The sequence below is a fragment of the Bacteroides fragilis NCTC 9343 genome (assembly GCF_000025985.1).
GTDB classification, from domain to species: Bacteria; Bacteroidota; Bacteroidia; order Bacteroidales; family Bacteroidaceae; genus Bacteroides; species Bacteroides fragilis.
Genome location: NC_003228.3, coordinates 1,188,019 through 1,208,609, shown reverse-complemented (window position 1 = coordinate 1,208,609; position 20,591 = coordinate 1,188,019). Strand labels below are relative to the sequence as shown.

Below are 20,591 nucleotides of genomic sequence, written 5' to 3'. Positions count from 1 at the left end.
CTTTCTGTTTTTATCTTCGTAAGAAGTGGATCTTATACATTTTTCAGGGAAGCAATACTTTCCTTGAGCGACTGGATGATGCTTTCGGCATCCGCCTGTTTCTTGCGCTCCATCTCGATAACGGCTGCCGGAGCGTTATTTACAAACTTTTCATTGCTCAATTTCTTTAAAACTCCCTGCAAGAAACCTTCTTTGTGTTTCAGCTCGGCTTCCATGCGTGCTATCTCGGCATCGACATCGATCATATTGCCCAAGGGCACCGCAAATTCAGTGGTTCCTATCATGAACGAAGAAGCTCCGTCGGCCTTTGCGTCCACTACCTCGATGGCAGACAGATTACACATTTTACGAATGACAGGATTCATCTTTTCTACCGGATTGGCTCCGACTACCTGCAATTCAAGCGGTTCTTTCAATGCGATATTCTTCTGCAAACGAATGGTACGTACACTGCTGATGATTTCTTTAGCTGTTTCGAACTGCTGGAGAAATTCTTCGTTTACCTCTCCCGGTTCTCCCAAAGGCTGTACCATCAGGCTTGCACCCGGTTCACGCTCGCGCAACTGCTGCCACAACTCTTCCGTAATAAACGGCATGAAAGGATGGAGCATAGCCAGCAGACGTTCGAAAGCACTTAACGTCATCGAGTAAATGAATCCGTTAACGGGCTGTCCGTAAGCCGGCTTCACAATCTCGAGCAACCATGAAGAGAATTCGTCCCAGAACAGTTTATAAATCAGCATCAATGCTTCGCTCAGACGATATTTGCTAAACAAATCGGCAACTTCGACAGCAGCGGCATCCAGTCTCTGGTCAAACCACTGTACAGCCAGGTGAGCATCTGCCGGAATATCGATTGTTCCCATTCCGTTCTCCCAACCTTTCACCAATCGGAAAGCATTCCATATCTTATTGCAGAAATTTCGTCCCTGCTCGCAAAGCGCGTCATCAAAGAGAATGTCATTCCCGGCAGGAGCCGAGAGCATCATACCCATACGTACACCATCTGCTCCGTACTTTTCAATCAATTCCAACGGATCGGGCGAGTTACCGAGTGACTTAGACATTTTACGTCCCAGTTTATCGCGAACGATACCCGTGAAATATACATTCTTGAACGGCATTTTTCCTTCATATTCGTAACCGGCCATAATCATACGGGCTACCCAGAAGAAGATGATATCCGGTCCGGTCACCAGATCGCTTGTCGGATAGTAATAATTGATTTCTTCATTACCCGGATTATTGATGCCGTCGAACAGAGAGATAGGCCATAACCAGGAAGAGAACCAAGTGTCCAGGCAGTCTTCATCCTGACGAAGATCGGTCATCTTCAAGTTAGGATTGCCAGTCTTTTCCCGAGCCAGCTTCAAGGCTTCCTCATCGGTCACAGCTACCACATATCCGCCTTCGGGCAGGAAATATGCCGGGATGCGGTGTCCCCACCACAATTGACGGCTGATACACCAATCCTTGATATTCTCCATCCAATGACGGTAGGTATTCTTATACTTGGCAGGATAGAATTTAATATCATCCTTCATCACCGGTTCAAGAGCGATCTGGGCCAGATGTTCCATCTTGAGGAACCATTGCATAGACAACTTCGGTTCGATGACCACGTTGGTACGCTCTGAATATCCCACTTTGTTGGTGTAAGCCTCTGTCTTCTCCAGCAGTCCGGCTGCTTCAAGATCCTTCTCAATCTGCTTACGGACGTCAAAGCGATCCATACCGATATACATTCCGGCAGCTTCGCTGATCGTACCGTTATCATTGAATATATCGATACTCGGCAAATTATATTTTTCGCCCAGCATATAGTCGTTTACGTCATGTGCCGGAGTCACTTTCAGGCAACCGGTACCAAATTCGATATCCACATAGTCATCTTCGATAACAGGAATCACACGGCCTACCAAGGGAACTATTACTTTCTTTCCTTTGAGATGCTGATTCTTCGGATCGTTCGGGTTGATACACATGGCCGTGTCACCCATAATCGTTTCCGGACGGGTAGTGGCAACCACTGCATATCCGTCTTCTCCTTCAATCTTGTATCTCAGGTAAAACAGCTTTCCATGTTCTTCTTTATAAATCACCTCCTCGTCCGACAGGGCTGTCAGTGCTTTCGGGTCCCAGTTAACCATACGTACTCCCCGGTAGATAAGTCCCTTATTATAGAGATCGACAAATACCTTCAGCACACTTTCACTGCGCTTTTCATCCATAGTAAAAGCCGTACGGTCCCAGTCACACGATGCACCTAACTTACGAAGCTGCTTCAGGATGATACCACCGTGTTCGTCTGTCCATGCCCAGGCATGCTTCAGAAACTCGTCACGGCTCAGATCGGTTTTCTTAATACCCTGTGCGGCCAACTTATTCACTACCTTGGCTTCGGTAGCAATAGAGGCATGGTCGGTTCCCGGCACCCAGCAAGCATTCTTACCTTCCATACGTGCACGACGAACAAGAATATCCTGAATGGTATTATTAAGCATATGTCCCATGTGCAACACACCGGTGACGTTAGGGGGCGGAATGACGATGGTGTAAGGTTCACGTCCATCGGGTTTCGAACTGAATAATTTATGGTCCAGCCAATACTGATACCACTTCCCCTCCACGTCAGCAGGGTTGTACTTACTTGCTAATTCCATGTTATATCTATCTATTTTATTAGTTTATTGCGAAAGATTGGCGCAAAATTAATAAAAATAAGTAGAATATAGGGGCAGGAATATGTACTTTTGTTCCCCGAAAGGAAGAAGAAGCAATGAAAAACAGGAAACGAATCATACGGTACTCTGTTTTAGGGACTTTAATAGCCCTTGTCTGGCTCACTCAGATGCTCCCGGCATTGGGCGAAGGGTATGCCCGTACGGCCTATCCGGTCATTTCATATATCTTGTCCGGTTTTTCGAACATTATCCCCTTTGCATTGGGTGACTTATTTATAGCACTGAGCATTGGAGGAATGATCGCCTATCCGTTTTATGCACGAATCCGACTGAAATTAAGCTGGAAAAAAATACTGAGAAGGGATGTGGAATATTTGCTATGGATCTATGTTTGGTTCTATCTGGCATGGGGACTCAACTATTCACAAAAGAATTTTTATGAACGAACCGGAATTCCATATACTGCCTACACTCCTGAGATTTTCAATGAATTTGTAGACAACTATATCTCAAAACTGAACGAATCGTATGTGCCGGTCAATCGGATCGATAAAGAAGTAATCCGCAAAGAGGCAGTCCGACAATATAACCTGATCAGTGATACACTAGGTATACACCGTCCCCCACACTCCCGTCCTCGGGTAAAAACCATGATGTTCACTCCATTGATTTCGATGGTGGGCGTGACGGGTAGCATGGGACCTTTCTTCTGTGAGTTCACACTGAACGGAGACCTGCTTCCCCCACAATATCCGGCAACCTATACTCATGAGCTGGCACATTTGCTAGGTATCACCAGCGAAGCGGAAGCAAACTTTTATGCATATCAGGTCTGCACCCGCTCCGTAAATAAAGAAATCCGTTTCAGCGGTTATTTTTCTATTTTAGGCCATGTACTTGCCAATGCCCGCCAATTGATGACAGAAGAGGAATATAAAAAGTTATTCGGCAGTATACGTCCGGAAATCATTGAGCTGGCCAGAAAAGACCAGGAATACTGGATGGCAAAGTATAGTCCGCTTATAGGTGATATTCAGGATTGGATATATGATTTGTATCTGAAAGGGAACAAAATAGAAAGTGGACGTAAGAACTATTCGGAAGTGATCGGTCTGCTGATTTCATATAATGAATGGAAAAAAGAATCAAATAAATAATAAACATGCATACAAGAGAAGAACAAATGGAAGCGTTCGGACGCTTTCTGGACATCCTCGACGAACTTCGGGTAAAATGTCCATGGGACCGCAAGCAGACTAACGAAAGCCTGCGCCCCAACACTATTGAAGAAACTTACGAACTTTGCGATGCATTAATGCGGAACGACAAAAAAGATATCTGCAAAGAACTGGGAGACGTCCTGCTGCACGTAGCTTTTTATGCTAAAATCGGTTCCGAAACCGGTGATTTCGACATGAAAGATGTATGCGACAAACTTTGTGAGAAATTGATATTCCGTCATCCCCATGTATTCGGGGAAGTAAAAGCAGAAACAGCCGGACAAGTATCCGAAAACTGGGAACAATTGAAACTGAAGGAGAAAGACGGCAATAAAAGTGTGTTAAGCGGTGTACCTGCTGCTTTACCCTCACTTATAAAAGCTTACAGAATACAGGACAAAGCACGCAACGTAGGATTCGATTGGGAAGAAAGAGAGCAGGTTTGGGATAAAGTAAAAGAAGAAATAGCCGAATTTCAGGTGGAAGTAGCCAATATGGATAAGGATAAGGCAGAAGCAGAATTCGGAGATGTCATGTTCAGCCTCATCAATGCTGCCCGACTTTATAAAATCAACCCGGACAATGCATTGGAACGTACCAACCAAAAATTCATCCGACGATTTAACTATCTGGAAGATCATACCATTAAAGAAGGTAAAAATCTAAAAGATATGAGCCTGGATGAAATGGATGCCATCTGGAACGAAGCTAAAAAGAAAGGATTATAGTCCGACACCCCCCCGGATTCAAAAAAAGATGAGGGTATGTCACCACTCACCACAGAGTCTTGATACACCCTCATCTATATAATGATTTGCTAAAAGGATAAGCTATTTCCTCTTTCCCTGTGGACGTTCGTTTCCACCTTTATTATCACGTACCCCTTTCAGCAGTTCGCGGTGGAAACGCATCTCGGCTCTTTGCACCAGATAAATTTTCTTGCACGAAAGGATTTTCTTAAACTTCTCAAAATAAGTCTTATCCAGCCGGTCCGAAGCGATGCGGGCATCATAAACTCCTTCCAGGATTTCTCCGTATTGAGTGTCGGTAGTCTTTTCATCTTTACCGCTACGAAGCAATTTCCATGCTTCGTCATTCAATTGCTTTTTCCGATCCTGCAGTTCAAAATAAACCGGAAAAAACTTCGCAGCCTCTTCTTGAGTCAGGCCAGCTTTTTCTGTTATAAATGCTTGTTGTTTGGCCCTGAATTCTTTGGGTGACAAATGTTGATTAGGACTTCCCACGGCACGCAGCGCAGGGGTAAAGCTACAAACTATAATCAATAGAATAATCAGTTTCTTCATTTCGCTTTATTAAATCAGTTTAGTTTACTTATTCGGCTGTCGCATCACTAAGGTAGACGTACAATGAGTAATCGTCCAACATCGAGCGATCTAATGCTACATCAATATATTCATCCGAAACCACTTCTGTCGCTGCTTCATTTGCAGTGAGATGATCACCGGCAGTTGTCGGTTGGTGGTTCGAAGAAGCTACACGGATGATCAATGCAGCCCCTATAAACATAGCCGCCATATAGAGCAAGGGCTTCATCCTGATCCACATCGTGGGTTGCTTCACTTCTTCAAAGGCAGGACCTTCTTTTTCCGGCAGTTTCCCCATGACCTCTGAAGTCAAGTTTTCAAAGTACCCTTCAGGCACTTTAAAGGAATTCTTCTTCCCCACTTTCTTCAATATGTTATCTTCTTCTTTCATACGTTCTTCTCCTCTCTTCTTCTTAGACATTGTACATATTAAAAGGTTTAATTGGCCTCTTCCAAAAACTTCTCGATTTTTTTCACGGCATGATGGTAAGAAGCTTTCAAAGCTCCTACTGAAGTGCCGAATATCTCCGACATCTCTTCATACTTCATCTCCTGATAGTATTTCAGGTTAAACACCATCCGCTGCTTCTCAGGAAGGGTCAGCAGTGCTTTCTGAAGCAAAAGTTCTGCACGATCTCCCGAAAAGTAAGGATCACTCTCCAGTTTCTGGGTGACATCAGCCTCCGGATCGTCAATGGCGACCGTATTCATAGCCCGCTGTTTATTCAGGAAAGTGATACATTCGTTCAGGGCAATACGGTAAAGCCAGGTAGATAGCTTTGCCTCAGCCCGGAAATAATCAATGTTTATCCACGCCTTAATGAAAGTGTTTTGAAGAAGATCATTGGCATCATCGTGTGAAAGCACCATCCGCCGGATTTGCCAGTATAACTGTTCGCTATATTGTGAGACAATCCTTTCAAATCCCTGCTTCTGTGTTCTCTCATCCTGAAGGAGCGCCAAAACCTCTCGTTCATTATAAGGGTTCATAGGTTCGTTTGTAATTCGTATATGTTATTTTAGACAATTCTATTCAGCAATAGTTTAATCACTTCCCCGGAATTAAAGACTTATACACAAATTTTCTTTTGCCAGAATCGTATTCGGGAATACCGCCGAAGCTTCTTTCAGCAAAATACTCTCGTCTTCGTAACGGGCAGAAAAGTGACCGATTACCAACTGGCGTACCCCGGCCTCCAAAGCTATCCGTGCCGCCTGAGCAGCTGTAGTATGATAGGTCTCTTTGGCACGTGCCAACTCTGATTCGGCAAAGGTCGCTTCATGAAAAAGTAAGTCGACACCGGAAAGTTGTTTCACTATTTCCGGCCTAAAAATCGTATCGGAACAATAGGCATACTTTCTGGGAGGATCCGAAGGCCGGGTCAAACGTGTATTGGCAATCACTTCTCCCTCGGGAGTCACGTAATCAGATCCATTCTTTATCCGGTTTAGTTCGTAAACAGGCACCTTATAAAAATCCACCATATCACGTATAATATGATTAGGGCGTGCTTTTTCGGCAAACAGAAAGCCACAACAAGGAATACGGTGCTGAAGCGGAATAGTAGTGACCGTCATCGAACGATCTTCGTAAACCACTGAAGTCTGTCTGGTATCGAATTCATGAAAAATGACTTTATAGGCCAATGTATGGCAAAAGAAATTGAGCATGGGAGTCAACAACTCCTCCAATCCTTTTGGAGAATGAATGTGTAATTCAGCCGTACGTCCCAGTAACCCGAAAGTGGAAATAAGTCCCATCAATCCGAAGCAATGGTCACCATGCAGATGCGAGATAAAGATATGATTCAACCGTGAGAATTTCAACCGTGATTTACGCAATTGCATTTGTGCTCCTTCTCCACAATCGATCATAAAAAGTTTATCACGCAAATTAACTACCTGTGAGGTAGCAAAATGCCGGGTAGTAGGCAATGCGGACCCGCAACCCAATATATGTAATTCAAATTTTTCCATCTTTCAAACTGTATCTGCAAAGATAGACAATTAAAATTCAGTGCAAAGTCTCACCGAATAAAAAAATAATGAAGGGTTCTGCCAAGATACAAAAAAGAAAGGGTACTCCTTTGCAGGAATACCCTTCAGTTTATCTGAGAAAATATGAATTACTTCTTACCTTCCAACTGTTCTTTCAGAGCAGCCAAAGCATCGATATCACCCAGAGTTGTAGAAGCAGCCTGGTTCTGGATAGCAGGAGTTTCTTCTCTCTTAGAAGATTTCTTTGCGTTAGAAGCAGCCTTCTTTTCAGCTCTTTCTTCTGCCTTAGCAACATCTTCGAAAATGCGGCTGTGAGACAAGATGATTCTCTTAGCATCTTTATTGAACTCAATCACTTTGAATTCCAGTTTCTCGTCCATCTGAGCCTGTGAACCGTCTTCTTTAACGAGATGTTTCGGAGTAGCGAAACCTTCAACACCGTAAGGAAGAGCAACTACAGCGCCTTTATCCAGCATTTCGATAATTGTACCTTCGTGTACAGAACCTACAGTAAATACTGTTTCGAATACATCCCAAGGATTCTCTTCAAGTTGTTTGTGACCAAGGCTCAAACGACGGTTTTCTTTGTCGATTTCCAATACCTGAACTTCGATATCAGCACCAATCTGAGTAAATTCTGACGGGTGTTTAACCTTCTTAGTCCAAGAAAGGTCAGAGATGTGGATCAGTCCGTCAACACCTTCTTCGATTTCTACGAATACACCGAAGTTAGTGAAATTACGAACCTTAGCAGTATGCTTAGAACCTACAGGATACTTCTCTTCGATAGTTTCCCATGGATCTTGTTTCAGTTGTTTGATACCCAAAGACATCTTACGTTCTTCGCGATCCAAAGTCAGAACTACAGCTTCTACTTCGTCACCGACTTTCATGAAGTCTTGTGCAGAACGCAAATGCTGTGACCATGACATTTCTGAAACGTGGATCAGACCTTCAACACCCGGAGCGATTTCGATGAATGCACCGTAGTCAGCCATAACCACTACTTTACCTTTCACTTTGTCACCTACCTGAAGGTTCGGATCCAAAGCATCCCATGGGTGCGGAGTCAGTTGTTTCAGACCCAAAGCGATACGTTTCTTCTCGTCATCGAAGTCGAGGATAACAACGTTCAACTTCTGATCCAGTTCAACCACTTCTTTCGGATCGCTTACGCGGCCCCAAGACAGGTCAGTGATGTGGATCAATCCGTCTACGCCACCCAGGTCGATGAATACACCATAAGATGTGATATTCTTAACGGTTCCTTCAAGAACTTGTCCTTTTTCGAGCTTACCGATAATTTCTTTCTTCTGTTGTTCCAGTTCAGCTTCGATAAGAGCTTTGTGAGAAACAACCACGTTTTTGAATTCCTGGTTGATTTTAACCACTTTGAATTCCATTGTTTTGCCAACAAATACATCATAGTCACGGATCGGTTTCACGTCGATCTGAGAACCCGGCAAGAATGCTTCGATACCGAATACGTCAACGATCATACCACCCTTAGTGCGACACTTGATGTAACCCTTGATAATTTCTTCGTTTTCCAGAGCAGCATTAACGCGATCCCAAGAGCGAGTAGCGCGAGCTTTTCTGTGTGACAGAACCAACTGTCCTTTTTTGTCTTCCTGATTTTCGATGTATACTTCAACAGTATCACCTACTTTCAAATCAGGATTGTAGCGGAATTCATTCAAAGGAATGATACCGTCTGATTTGTAACCGATGTTCACAACAACTTCACGTTTGTTCATTGCGATTACAGTTCCGTCAACAACCTCACGGTCATTTACTTTGTTAAGCGTACCGTCGTAAGCTTTTTCGAGTTCTTCGTGGCTGGCACCAGCGAAGCTCTCGCCGTTTTCATACGCATCCCAGTTGAAGTCTTCAATAGGAGCAACGTTCTTTAAGTTTTCCATTAATAATTAATTGTTTAGTAATTCTTTAATTAAATAAGACATTATATTGATTATATAAATCGGGCGCAAAGATAGAACTATTTTCTTGAATTAGAAAAGAATAGCAAAAAAAATATCAAAAGGAACTACAATCGACATACCTCACATTAATCTCTTCAAAGCTGTGATGGAATCGGATACATATCGGTTGTCCGGTTCTATGGAACGCCAGTAACACAAACTGCCCAGTAAACGCTTCAAGTAAACGGGATCGGTAGAACCAATATGTTCCTGATGTCCGACCAACCCTTTTGTCAGGACGTAGTGCACATTCTTACGAATCTCCCGCTTCTTCACTTTAGGCAGAGTCATCTTCTTGCCTGAGCTAACCGATACTCCCGTAATAATCTTACGTTTATGTTCAGACAAGAAGCGGGTCTTTTTGACATTCATCGTGAAACCTTCTTCCCGAATAATCCTGTGGATTCGTACCAAAACTTCATCTTTCGGCAAATAATCACCCGAAAAGGTAAGATCATCGGCATATCTCGTATAAACCAACCCGTATTCACCGGCCAACGCCATCATTTTTTTATCCATCGGATAGGCTATAATATTACTGAGAGCCGGACTGGTAGGCGCTCCCTGCGGAAGACAACATCTGAGACAACAAAGTTCCGCCAAAACTTTCGCGATGGGACGTGAGTACCCCATCTCCCTAAAAGCTGCTCTCACCCTGGGTGAACGTATGGAAGGAAAAAAGTCGTGAAGATCTACTTTTAATACATTCTTTCGCCCCAAATGCACCCGTGCATTATCGGATACGGACTTTCCCGGACAAAATCCGGTAACAGCGGGATGTATGTTAGCTAACAATAAAATACGGTGATAGATAGTTTGTTGCATGGAACGAAAATCACCTGCGGGAGCCGAAATATAACGAAATCCGCCACTTCTTTTCCGAACATGAAAACAGGTATATTGGCGCGGTATATAATCCAACACTTCCCTCAATCTGGATTCTTCGGTTGCCAGCAGATTGGCACACCACCTGATAGCTCCGTCATCGAACCGCCTCACACCGGTAGTTCTGACTCTCTTACTAAAAAGACCTTGGGAAAGCGGACCACTTGCTTTTTCTTTGGCATAAGGATTTTCACTGGCATAGTTACCGGCCCTCCACCTTTTATATCCTTCCTGATTTTTGCTTGAACGAATAATACGAACAACCATCCAACAGGTAACGACAATCACAATACCCAAAAGTAGTTCCATCCTTATACATTATAATATATAGAAGCAATAAAAGAAGAGGATGAGAGTATTTACTTTTCTTTATTATGAGTATCTTAATAAAGAAACCAGAAAGAACCTGAGTTCATGAGGCGACTGCACCTCTTTTTTGCTAAATCTTTATCTCATCCTCTTGACCGCAAAGGTAGAAATATTCTTCTCTGCTAACAAAAATAGTAAGAATAAAGTTAGCGGTTAAACAGCTCGAACGTAAACTTGCAGCCGACCTCGGTATACTTCCAGTTCTCACTACCTACAAAAACGCCAAAATCAAAGATGTGAGTACCGATTCCATATCCCAATTCCACATACGGCTGAAGATGGGGTACTGACAATATACTCGCATACAACCGCTCGTTCTGTACATAACGTGTGTATTTAATCAGATGTTTTAATAATAGGAAAGGAGCTTCATAAGTAAAATGTCCCCGTATATATTTCCGTGAAGCATTATACCAACGACGGTCGAGAAGCTGAAATACTCCTCCGATTTCGTCATTCCAACCTTCAGGAAGATTACTTCGGGTAAAGTTATTAAAGTCGACAAAATACATTTCTTTCTGATTGGTAAACATACCAAATCCAAAACGATAATAGATATTACGCATCAGTCCCAAGGGTATATGATGCTGCAAATCAAACTCCAAACGTTCATATTGTCCGGTACTGCCAAATACCCCCTTGATTCCCCTCTCCCAGTCTATCGAAAAAGTGGGATACTTAGAACGGAGATTAATCTTACGGTGTCCGTTCATGTAATAGTATAAACAAGGGGTCCACTCCAACCGAACCCGAGGGGCAAAACTCAAATAGGTATTCCTGATTTTGTTCTGGATATCTTCATTGAGTGTCTCCCGACTCTTTGTCAGTGGAACCAACTTAGAGGACTTTACCGCCTTTCGCCTATGGGTAGATAAGCCTACACTTAACTCTAATCCATTAATAATCTCGATACTGTGTCGGAAATTAAAATATAAATCGTAAAAGTAGTCCAAATGAATCTGATTAAAATCAAATACACTGTCGGGTATGGCTTTCAAATCATCAAGCACATCGCTACTGTAAATCCGGTTGCCGTTACCAAAGTCAATGTGAACAGCTCCCATCTTCTCGGGCAGGTAATTAAATTCGGTATTGACAGACCAATAGAATTCTTTTCGTGTAAAGTTGTAGCCCAACTTAGGTACCACACGCAATAGCCTATCATGCTTAAAAAGTCGGTTATATTTAAACGATTGCCTGTAGGAAAGCCCATTGCTCCCGCTATAACTCAACAAGAAAGGGTTGATAAGTGGTGAGCACTTCACGCTTCCCAGATTGGAGAGGTTCAATTTATAGTCACTGATCAGTACGTCTCCCACCTGTCCCCAAAACACCTGACTCTTACTCTTTGGTTTGATGTTGCGTTGAATGGTATCTTTACGCAACGCATCTTCTTTGTATAGTCTGCGCTCAGCCTCCGACAAAGGAATAGGCCTCAATGTTTCAAAATAAGCACTATCCGTATGGAAAGAGGTAGTCTCGCATTGCAAGTTATAAGAGTCTGAAAGATCATATTTACTTTTTCCTTTTATTCTCGCCCTCACCTTCTCTTTCCATTTATTCTGATTTTCTTCAAGCACAATATCGTGATAGTTGAGCGATGCCACATAAACTCCATTAATACGGTTACCCAAAAAATTAAACTGTCCTTCGACATTATAGCTGACCGGAAGAAACTCATCATCCTTTCCTACACTACCCATTTTTATCAGGCAACTGAACAATAGCAGTTCCGACCTGCCGGAAAAACGTATTTCGCGGACACTCCACACGTCACTACTCACAATCATATATCCACCCACCAACTGATCACTCTTACTTCTGGGGATAAACCGTATCTTATATTGTCGGTTGTCCGTCCCACCCATTATGGAATCGATCAGATACTTATAATATTTCCGCCCGTTTTTGGCCAAAGGCGAAAGCAATCGGTCGTAAAGCAGCGTTGAAGAATAAAGATTGATATTGAAATACTCGAGCATCCCCGGTACTCCCCGGCTATTATGCACAGTGCCCATAGAAGCTTTCACCTTCTGGTCATAGATATTAGGAGCTGTAAAATGCAGATCACTATACGTCTCCACCATATACTGCCGTACACCTTTTTGAAGACGGAACATGGAAGGTACATACCGGAGAATAAAATTCTTTCGTTTGATGTCCATCGTACCTTTTATATATAGATCGGCCCGATAGTCGGTCACTAACTTTTCGTAAAAAGGAGCGAAAGTCATCACATTATTCAAAATAGAATCGGCAGAGATGGGACGATTGGTCTGAGGATCAAGAACAACGTTAGCCACTCCCTTTTGAACAAAACAGAGCGAGAATAACCAAAAACACCATATTAATATATTGCACCTCAAATACTAATCTCCTTATTGAAGGCAAATATAAAAAAAATCCGATTATGCGACTAATAAATTCATATTTTATAGTAATCTCCGGATAGGTAAAGTATACAAAAAAGTTCTTTCGCCCACAAACAAATAGGGGTGTACAAAGAAAAAACATATTTATTTTGCAAAATACCCCTATAAAAATAGGGGTATATTAGAAAAAACATATAATTTTGTGCCCAACAACCAATAAAAGAGACACCATCATGTCAAAAATGAGATTTTTCGCACTACAAGAGCTATCTAACAGAAAGCCCTTAGAAATTACTACTCCCTCTAATAAACTATCCGATTATTATGCCAGCCATGTATTCGATCGTAAGAAGATGCAAGAGTACCTTCCCAAAGAAGCATACAAAGCAGTAGTAGACGCTACCGAAAAAGGCACCCCTATCAGCCGAGAAATGGCCGACCTGATAGCCAACGGCATGAAAAGCTGGGCAAAATCGCTCAATGTGACACACTACACCCACTGGTTTCAGCCACTGACAGACGGAACGGCCGAGAAACATGACGGCTTTATCGAGTTCGGTGAAGACGGTGAAGTAATCGAACGTTTTTCCGGCAAATTACTGATCCAGCAGGAACCGGACGCTTCTTCTTTCCCTAATGGTGGAATCCGTAATACATTCGAAGCCCGCGGTTACACTGCATGGGACGTTTCGTCACCGGCTTTCGTAGTAGACACCACTCTTTGTATCCCGACGATTTTTATCTCATATACAGGTGAAGCACTCGACTACAAAACTCCATTATTAAAAGCATTGGCAGCCGTTGACAAAGCTGCTACCGAAGTATGCCAGCTTTTCGACAAAAACATCACCCGGGTATTCACCAATTTGGGTTGGGAACAGGAATATTTTTTGGTTGACACCTCTTTATATAATGCCCGCCCCGACCTTCGACTAACAGGACGCACCTTGATGGGACATTCTTCGGCCAAGGACCAACAGTTGGAAGATCATTACTTCGGTTCTATTCCACCACGCGTCACAGCTTTCATGAAAGAACTTGAAATAGAGTGTCACAAGCTGGGCATACCGGTAAAGACCCGCCACAATGAAGTCGCTCCCAACCAGTTTGAATTGGCTCCCATTTTTGAAAACTGTAATCTGGCGAATGACCACAATCAGTTGGTAATGGACCTGATGAAACGTATCGCACGCAAACATCATTTTGCTGTTCTTTTCCATGAAAAGCCCTACAATGGCGTTAATGGTTCGGGCAAACATAACAACTGGTCGCTCTGCACCGATACAGGCATCAACCTCTTTGCACCGGGTAAAAATCCAAAAGGAAACATGCTATTCCTTACTTTCCTGGTAAACGTATTAATGATGGTCCACAAGAATCAGGATCTGTTGCGTGCTTCTATTATGAGTGCCGGAAACAGTCACCGTTTGGGAGCCAACGAAGCACCTCCCGCTATCTTGTCCATTTTCCTGGGTTCACAACTGTCAGCTACACTCGATGAAATTGTCCGTCAGGTGACCAACTCAAAAATGACTCCAGAGGAGAAGACAACTTTGAAATTAGGTATCGGGCGTATACCCGAAATCCTGCTCGATACCACCGACCGTAATCGCACTTCTCCTTTTGCATTCACAGGAAATCGTTTTGAGTTCCGTGCCGCCGGCTCCTCAGCCAACTGTGCTGCTGCCATGATTGCCATAAATGCTGCCATGGCCAACCAGTTGAATGAATTTAAAGCATCGGTAGACAAACTGATGGAAGAGGGTATCGGTAAGGACGAAGCAATCTTCCGCATCCTGAAAGAAAATATCATAGCCTCCGAACCTATCCGTTTTGAGGGTGACGGCTACTCAGAAGAGTGGAAACAGGAAGCAGCCCGCCGCGGACTAACCAACATCTGCCATGTTCCGGAGGCCCTGATGCATTATATGGATAACCAATCGAGAGCCGTACTGATAGGCGAACGTATCTTCAACGAGACCGAACTCGCCTGTCGTCTGGAAGTGGAATTGGAAAAATATACCATGAAGGTACAGATTGAAAGCCGCGTATTGGGTGATCTGGCCATCAACCACATCGTCCCTATCGCTGTCAGCTACCAGAACCGTCTTTTGGAAAACCTTTGCAGAATGAAGGAAATCTTCTCTGAAGAAGAATACGAAGTAATGAGTGCCGATCGGAAAGAACTTATTAAAGAAATCTCTCACCGTGTATCTGCTATTAAAGTACTGGTACGCGACATGACAGAAGCCCGCAAAGTAGCCAATCACAAAGAGAACTTCAAAGAGAAAGCTTTTGCTTACGAAGAGACCGTACGTCCTTACCTGGAAAGCATACGCGACCATATAGACCATCTCGAGATGGAAATTGACGATGAAATCTGGCCGTTGCCCAAATACAGAGAACTGTTATTCACGAAGTAAGCCATACTTGATGTCTCCCCGTAAGAAGGTCCTTTTCAAAGATCTCTTATGGGGAGCTTTTCATTTCCCGGGTTTCCTCTACCCAACCCTACTTTCCTGCCGGCAAACATCCCAGCGTCTGTCAACAAAAGATTGAAAGAGATCAATGTTCAATTTGAAAGATAGATAAACCGGAGTTCCATATCGTGCTTCTTGCTCTCAGAAAGAGTATGCTCACTCTCCTAAATAGTCCGCCCGACTTCCAAAATGTAAAGCATACATAGCAAACTTTTCGATAAACTATTCTGTTTTTCATTTTTTCTTTCTACATTTGTGCTTTATAACACAGTTTTGCAACAGATATGGTAAAGATGAATTTGTCAGAAATAAACGTTCCCGAACGTATTGCAGAGATGTGGGCTCCTCTAAACGCAGAGCAAAGGGAGTTCCTGGCCAATAATTTCACCCTTCAAAATTACAAAAAGAATGAAACAATTTATTGTGAAGGTGAATCACCTACCTATCTGATGTGTCTGCTTAGCGGCAAAGTAAAAATCTATAAAGACGGTGTAGGAGGCAGAAGTCAGATTATACGCATGATAAAGCCTACAGAATATTTCGGTTACCGAGCTTACTTTGCCAAAGAAGACTATGTGACTGCCGCTTCTGCGTTCGAACCTTCAACCATCTGCCTGATTCCCATGAGTGCTATCATGACACTGGTAAGCCAGAACAATGACCTGGGTATGTTTTTCATTCGTCAATTGTCTATCGACCTCGGTATTGCCGATGAAAGAACCGTCAATCTGACCCAAAAACACATTCGCGGACGCTTGGCCGAATCACTGCTTTTCCTCAAAGAAAGCTATGGACTGGAAGAAGATGGCTCTACGTTAAGTATCTATCTTTCACGCGAGGATTTGGCTAACCTATCGAATATGACTACTTCTAATGCCATCCGTACATTATCCAACTTCGCAACCGAACGACTGATCACCATCGACGGACGAAAAATCAAGATCATCGACGAGGAAAAACTTAAGAAGATCAGCAAAATAGGATAAAAGCGCTTTGTCGCCATTCAATAACTTAACACACATTTATTACCATGAAAAAAGGAATTACTCTTTTTCTTTTGTCTCTGCTTTTCATCACCCCCGGATGCAAACAGTCAAAAGAAACCATCGTGAACGAATACAATATCGTTCCGTTGCCAAACCAAATGATTCCCCAACAGGGACGGTTCGAAATAAGTAAAAAAGTAAGAGTCATAACAACCGCTTGTACACCGGACGTACAAATCATTGCCGACAGCCTCATCAACCGATTGAAGCTGACATCAGGAATTACCATAAAGCAAACTTTCGAGAACGTAACGGACGAGCCTGTTATTCGTTTCGTGCCGCAAGACGGAATGCCCGAAGAGGGATATAAACTCTCTGTCACTCCTCAAAATATCACCCTTACAGCTTCTACCCCCAAGGGATTTTTCTATGCAGTGCAAACACTTTATCAGTTATTGCCACCCGTTGTATATGGTAATCAAAAGGTGAAGAACGCCGAATGGTCGGTACCGGCCGTCGAAATAGAAGATGCTCCGCGCTTTGCATACCGTGGTCTGATGCTGGACGTATGTCGCCACTTCTCCCCGGTGGAATATGTATATAAATTCATCGATATGCTGGCCATGCACAAGATGAACACTTTCCACTGGCATCTGACCGACGACCAGGGATGGAGAATCGAAATCAAAAAATATCCTAAACTGACTGAGATAGGTTCCAAACGTAAAGAGACATTAGTAGATTATTACTATGTAAACTACCCGCAAGTCTTTGACGGCAAAGAGCATGGCGGATACTATACACAAGAGCAGATCAAAGCCATTGTAGATTATGCAGCCAGCAAATTTATCACGGTGATCCCCGAAATCGAGATGCCGGGGCATGCAATAGCAGCCATTGCTTCTTATCCGGAACTTTCATGTACACCGGACAGCACATGCGATGTGACAGGAACCTGGGGTGTATTTGAGCAGGTATTCTGCCCTTCAGACACCACTTTCCAATTCCTTGAAGGAGTGATGGATGAAGTTATGGATCTCTTCCCCAGCAAATACATCCATATCGGTGGTGATGAATGCCCGAAAACAGCCTGGATCAACAGTGAATACTGCCAGTCGTTGATCAAACAACTGGGACTGAAAGACGATGTTACCCCCAACGTTATCGATGGGAAGAAACATACCAAAGAAGAGAAGTTACAAAGCTACTTTATCACCCGCATGGAGAAATACTTGAATAATAAAGGGCGTAACATCATCGGATGGGACGAAATTCTGGAAGGCGGACTGGCCCCGAATGCTACCGTTATGTCCTGGAGAGGAGTAGAGGGTGGATTAAATGCAGCCAAAGCCGGACACAACGCCATTATGACACCAAATCCATACGCATATCTGGATCAGTATCAGGAAGAACCGGAGATAGCTCCCGTCACCATCGGTGGATATAATACGCTTAAAAAGACTTACAGCTACAACCCTGTACCGGACGATGCAAACGAACTGGTGAAAAAGCATATCATCGGTGTACAGGGTAACATCTGGACGGAATACATGCCCGGCAATGACAACCGCGACTATCAGGCTTTCCCACGTGCAGTAGCCATCGCCGAAACGGGCTGGACATTGAATGCAAACAAAAACTGGAATAACTTTTGCCAACGCATGGTAGAAGACTTCCGTCGTATGGATGTGAAAAATGTCAAAGCTTGCCGCAATTTCTTCGATGTGAATATCAATACACATGTAGACGAAACTAATACGTTGAAAGTAGTACTGGAAAGTTTCTACCCCAATGCCGAAATTCACTATACAACAAATGGAAGCGTTCCAACAGTAGAATCTGCCATTTACAATCAGCCTTTCGCCTTATCCGGCGAGATGGACGTGAAAGCCGCTGCTTTCAAAGACGGAAAGATGTTGGGCAAGGTCAGTGGAAAGAAGTTGTATGGCAATCTGATCAGTGGTAAAAGTTTCACAGTGACTCCGCCCATCGGAGCGGCCAAAGGCGACATTTTGGGTGAAAATGATGTTCTCGGTACTGATATAAGCACTTTCGGACTGACCAACGGTAAACGTGGCAACATCGCTTCGATGACTCCGTGGAGCGGATTCCGGATGAACGACGCCTGCAATAAACTGGTATTTATCGTTGAATTCGAACAGCCTACTACTGTCAGCAAAGTGGTCTTCGGTTCGTTATACAACCCCGCATCAGTCATTCTCCCTCCCAGTGTAGCTACTGTTGAGACCTCTTCCGACGGACGGAAGTATGATAAAATGGCAGAAGCTTCCTTCAAACGGAACTATCCTGAAAGAGGCAGAAAGGCATTCACTGACACATTAGGCTTTGCCCCCAAAGAAGTCAAGTATATCAAAATCACTCTTCAAAATGGTGGTACTTTACGAAACGGCATTGATTTCGTGAAAGACCCGAATGAAAAAGATGTGGTTCAGGCTAACATCTATTTGGACGAAATAGAAGTATATTAACGACCACATCATACTCCACAAAAACGCGGAGGACACAGAGTATTATTCCATTTCTGAAAATATAAACTCTGCGTCCTCCGCTTTATTTCCGGACACAATTACTGTCCAAAGAGACAACTGCGTCCGGAATATCTTTGTAGTTTTTTACAAATCTTAGATCAATCCCTTTTCAGACAGATAGCGTTCAGCTTCAATAGCAGCTTTACATCCGCTTCCGGCTGCTGTAATAGCCTGACGATAATGCGGATCAGCTACGTCACCTGCAGCAAATACTCCGGGTACCTTGGTACGAGGACTGTCACCGTCGGTGGTAATATATCCCACTTCATCAGTATCCAGATAGGGTTTAAAGATGTCCGAATTCGGTTTATGCCCGATAGCAAGGAAGAAACCGTCGATAGGTAATGAATAGCGTTCTTCATCGGGCTCCTCCCAACGTTTCACAAGATTCATACCTTCTACACCGTTCTCACCGAAAAGACCAACTACATTATGCTCAAAAAGTACTTCAATCTTATCATGTTTCCTCACACGCTCCTGCATAATTTTCGAAGCACGAAGATAAGGCTTGCGCACAACCAGATAAACCTTGGAAGCGAGTCCGGCCAAATAGATCGCTTCTTCACAAGCAGTGTCACCACCACCTACCACAGCAACCACTTTCTTACGATAGAAAAAACCGTCGCAAGTAGCACAAGCGCTTACCCCCATACCGGCATACTTCTTTTCATCGTCCAGTCCTAAATATTTGGCTGTAGCTCCGGTGGCGATAATCAATGAATCGGCTTCGATTACTTTTTCACCATCGATTGTAATTTTGTAAGGAGCCTGACCAAGATCAGAAGCGGTAGCAATCCCAAAGCGGATGTCAGCACCAAAACGTTCGGCCTGTGTACGAAGATCTTCCATCAATTGCGGTCCGCTGATTCCTTGCGGATAGCCCGGGAAGTTTTCTACATCGGTAGTGGTAGTCAACTGTCCACCCGGCTGTATTCCTTCGTAAAGCACCGGTGACAAATTTGCACGTCCAGCATAGATAGCGGCTGTATAGCCGGCTGGTCCTGAACCTATAATAAGGCATTTAATTCTTTCTGTTTCCATACTCCTATTTATATTTTACGATTTACTATTTAACGCTTGAAATCATTTCCCTCTCCTACCGAAGATCAATCACTTCGGCATGAGGATATTGTTTCTTATCAAACACAAACATACCATCGGCATATTTCAAACCTGTCTGATAACCAGTCACAGTGATCTCGCTACGACTCTTATCACGTTGTTCCATCATAATGAACAAGGGTTGATAAGTCTCTTTACTCACATAAAGCACAATTCGCGATAAATCTCTCTTCTTATCAGTAGCAGTCAATACTACCTCATAGACCGGTTTGCCACCAAAGTTCTTCAATGATCCGATCTTATAGTCGAAGCCATGACGGTATATCTGTAAAAGCGCATACGGATTAAGGCCCTGCAATTCGGTCCCGGTAGGGTTACTGATATTAACTTCATCACTGCTTCTCAGATAGCTCCACTGGGTCTTACCATCAAACCAAGTAATACCATCGTCTGTTTTCAGTACAAACTTTTCCCCTTTGAGTTCGATGACTCCGGCAGACTGTCCGGCCATCCTGCTTTTGTTAAACACTGTCACGTTGAATTCCGCACGGATACCGCCTGCCTTTTCAAATGTGGCCGCCGTCTTATCAAGCACAACTTTTGCCTGCATTTGTTGTTGAGCAAACACAGGCAAAGTCAGTAAAGCTATCCAAATGCTAATTATAATCTGCTTCATTGT

General features: G+C 43.4%; 15 protein-coding genes. 5 read left to right on the top strand and 10 right to left on the bottom strand.

Going from position 1 to position 20,591, the window contains the following annotated elements; genetic code table 11:
• Nucleotides 1–32: 32 nt before the first annotated feature.
• Nucleotides 33–2,663, bottom strand: coding sequence for a valine--tRNA ligase (locus BF9343_RS04555; RefSeq protein WP_005801208.1), 2,631 nt, complete (start codon nucleotides 2,661–2,663; stop codon nucleotides 33–35).
• 116 nt (nucleotides 2,664–2,779) lie between these two features.
• Between BF9343_RS04555 and BF9343_RS04550 the strand changes: the two genes are divergently transcribed.
• Both BF9343_RS04550 and mazG read left to right on the top strand, forming a co-directional pair.
• Nucleotides 2,780–3,841, top strand: a complete 1,062-nt coding sequence (locus BF9343_RS04550) for a DUF3810 domain-containing protein (protein ID WP_005795918.1) — start codon at nucleotides 2,780–2,782, stop codon at nucleotides 3,839–3,841.
• Between the two features lie 5 nt (nucleotides 3,842–3,846).
• A complete protein-coding gene (gene mazG, locus BF9343_RS04545; protein ID WP_005785408.1) occupies nucleotides 3,847–4,632 on the top strand; it encodes a nucleoside triphosphate pyrophosphohydrolase in 786 nt (261 codons plus the stop codon).
• 102 nt (nucleotides 4,633–4,734) lie between these two features.
• On the opposite strand, the gene BF9343_RS04540 is transcribed toward mazG, so the two are convergent.
• From BF9343_RS04540 to BF9343_RS04510, 7 genes are all read right to left on the bottom strand, one after another.
• On the bottom strand, nucleotides 4,735–5,208 hold the full coding sequence (locus BF9343_RS04540) for a hypothetical protein (protein WP_010992254.1): 474 nt from the start codon (nucleotides 5,206–5,208) through the stop codon (nucleotides 4,735–4,737).
• Nucleotides 5,209–5,236: 28 nt separating this feature from the next.
• Nucleotides 5,237–5,650, bottom strand: coding sequence for a hypothetical protein (locus tag BF9343_RS04535; protein ID WP_005785404.1), 414 nt, complete (start codon nucleotides 5,648–5,650; stop codon nucleotides 5,237–5,239).
• Nucleotides 5,651–5,667: 17 nt separating this feature from the next.
• Nucleotides 5,668–6,219: an RNA polymerase sigma factor gene (locus tag BF9343_RS04530; protein ID WP_005785402.1), complete on the bottom strand. Its 552-nt coding sequence runs from the start codon at nucleotides 6,217–6,219 to the stop codon at nucleotides 5,668–5,670.
• A gap of 72 nt (nucleotides 6,220–6,291) precedes the next feature.
• A complete protein-coding gene (locus tag BF9343_RS04525) occupies nucleotides 6,292–7,206 on the bottom strand; it encodes a ribonuclease Z (protein ID WP_005785400.1) in 915 nt (304 codons plus the stop codon).
• Nucleotides 7,207–7,355: 149 nt separating this feature from the next.
• A complete protein-coding gene (rpsA, locus tag BF9343_RS04520) occupies nucleotides 7,356–9,149 on the bottom strand; it encodes a 30S ribosomal protein S1 (RefSeq protein ID WP_005775782.1) in 1,794 nt (597 codons plus the stop codon).
• A gap of 141 nt (nucleotides 9,150–9,290) precedes the next feature.
• Nucleotides 9,291–10,403 (bottom strand): reverse transcriptase family protein, encoded by a 1,113-nt coding sequence (locus BF9343_RS04515; protein ID WP_010992253.1) that lies wholly within the window; start codon nucleotides 10,401–10,403, stop codon nucleotides 9,291–9,293.
• A gap of 206 nt (nucleotides 10,404–10,609) precedes the next feature.
• Nucleotides 10,610–12,829: a DUF5686 family protein gene (locus BF9343_RS04510; protein WP_005785394.1), complete on the bottom strand. Its 2,220-nt coding sequence runs from the start codon at nucleotides 12,827–12,829 to the stop codon at nucleotides 10,610–10,612.
• Nucleotides 12,830–13,068: 239 nt separating this feature from the next.
• Between BF9343_RS04510 and BF9343_RS04505 the strand changes: the two genes are divergently transcribed.
• The 3 genes from BF9343_RS04505 (at nucleotide 13,069) to BF9343_RS04495 (ending at nucleotide 18,790) form a co-directional block, all read left to right on the top strand.
• Nucleotides 13,069–15,258 carry a glutamine synthetase III family protein gene (locus BF9343_RS04505; protein WP_005795924.1) on the top strand — a complete coding sequence of 730 codons (2,190 nt, stop codon included), beginning with the start codon at nucleotides 13,069–13,071 and terminating at the stop codon, nucleotides 15,256–15,258.
• 341 nt (nucleotides 15,259–15,599) lie between these two features.
• Nucleotides 15,600–16,301: a Crp/Fnr family transcriptional regulator gene (locus BF9343_RS04500; protein ID WP_005785389.1), complete on the top strand. Its 702-nt coding sequence runs from the start codon at nucleotides 15,600–15,602 to the stop codon at nucleotides 16,299–16,301.
• Nucleotides 16,302–16,345: 44 nt separating this feature from the next.
• A complete protein-coding gene (locus BF9343_RS04495) occupies nucleotides 16,346–18,790 on the top strand; it encodes a beta-N-acetylhexosaminidase (protein WP_010992251.1) in 2,445 nt (814 codons plus the stop codon).
• A 153-nt stretch (nucleotides 18,791–18,943) separates the two neighbouring features.
• Here BF9343_RS04495 and trxB read toward each other — a convergent pair whose 3' ends face one another.
• Together trxB and BF9343_RS04485 are read right to left on the bottom strand one after the other, a co-directional pair.
• The gene (trxB, locus tag BF9343_RS04490; RefSeq protein ID WP_005785383.1) at nucleotides 18,944–19,891 is read right to left on the bottom strand and encodes a thioredoxin-disulfide reductase; all 948 of its coding nucleotides are present in this window, start codon (nucleotides 19,889–19,891) and stop codon (nucleotides 18,944–18,946) included.
• Between the two features lie 55 nt (nucleotides 19,892–19,946).
• Nucleotides 19,947–20,588, bottom strand: coding sequence for a LolA-like putative outer membrane lipoprotein chaperone (locus BF9343_RS04485; protein ID WP_005795926.1), 642 nt, complete (start codon nucleotides 20,586–20,588; stop codon nucleotides 19,947–19,949).
• Nucleotides 20,589–20,591: the final 3 nt, after the last annotated feature.

What these genes read in the sequence shown, in the direction of transcription:
- BF9343_RS04555 (WP_005801208.1), bottom strand. Translation starts at nt 2,663, where the DNA reads ATGGAATTAGCAAGTAAGTACAACCCTGCTGACGTGGAGGGGAAGTGG.
- BF9343_RS04550 (WP_005795918.1), top strand. Translation starts at nt 2,780, where the DNA reads ATGAAAAACAGGAAACGAATCATACGGTACTCTGTTTTAGGGACTTTA.
- mazG (WP_005785408.1), top strand. Translation starts at nt 3,847, where the DNA reads ATGCATACAAGAGAAGAACAAATGGAAGCGTTCGGACGCTTTCTGGAC.
- BF9343_RS04540 (WP_010992254.1), bottom strand. Translation starts at nt 5,208, where the DNA reads ATGAAGAAACTGATTATTCTATTGATTATAGTTTGTAGCTTTACCCCT.
- BF9343_RS04535 (WP_005785404.1), bottom strand. Translation starts at nt 5,650, where the DNA reads ATGTCTAAGAAGAAGAGAGGAGAAGAACGTATGAAAGAAGAAGATAAC.
- BF9343_RS04530 (WP_005785402.1), bottom strand. Translation starts at nt 6,219, where the DNA reads ATGAACCCTTATAATGAACGAGAGGTTTTGGCGCTCCTTCAGGATGAG.
- BF9343_RS04525 (WP_005785400.1), bottom strand. Translation starts at nt 7,206, where the DNA reads ATGGAAAAATTTGAATTACATATATTGGGTTGCGGGTCCGCATTGCCT.
- rpsA (WP_005775782.1), bottom strand. Translation starts at nt 9,149, where the DNA reads ATGGAAAACTTAAAGAACGTTGCTCCTATTGAAGACTTCAACTGGGAT.
- BF9343_RS04515 (WP_010992253.1), bottom strand. Translation starts at nt 10,403, where the DNA reads ATGGAACTACTTTTGGGTATTGTGATTGTCGTTACCTGTTGGATGGTT.
- BF9343_RS04505 (WP_005795924.1), top strand. Translation starts at nt 13,069, where the DNA reads ATGTCAAAAATGAGATTTTTCGCACTACAAGAGCTATCTAACAGAAAG.
- BF9343_RS04500 (WP_005785389.1), top strand. Translation starts at nt 15,600, where the DNA reads ATGGTAAAGATGAATTTGTCAGAAATAAACGTTCCCGAACGTATTGCA.
- BF9343_RS04495 (WP_010992251.1), top strand. Translation starts at nt 16,346, where the DNA reads ATGAAAAAAGGAATTACTCTTTTTCTTTTGTCTCTGCTTTTCATCACC.
- trxB (WP_005785383.1), bottom strand. Translation starts at nt 19,891, where the DNA reads ATGGAAACAGAAAGAATTAAATGCCTTATTATAGGTTCAGGACCAGCC.
- BF9343_RS04485 (WP_005795926.1), bottom strand. Translation starts at nt 20,588, where the DNA reads ATGAAGCAGATTATAATTAGCATTTGGATAGCTTTACTGACTTTGCCT.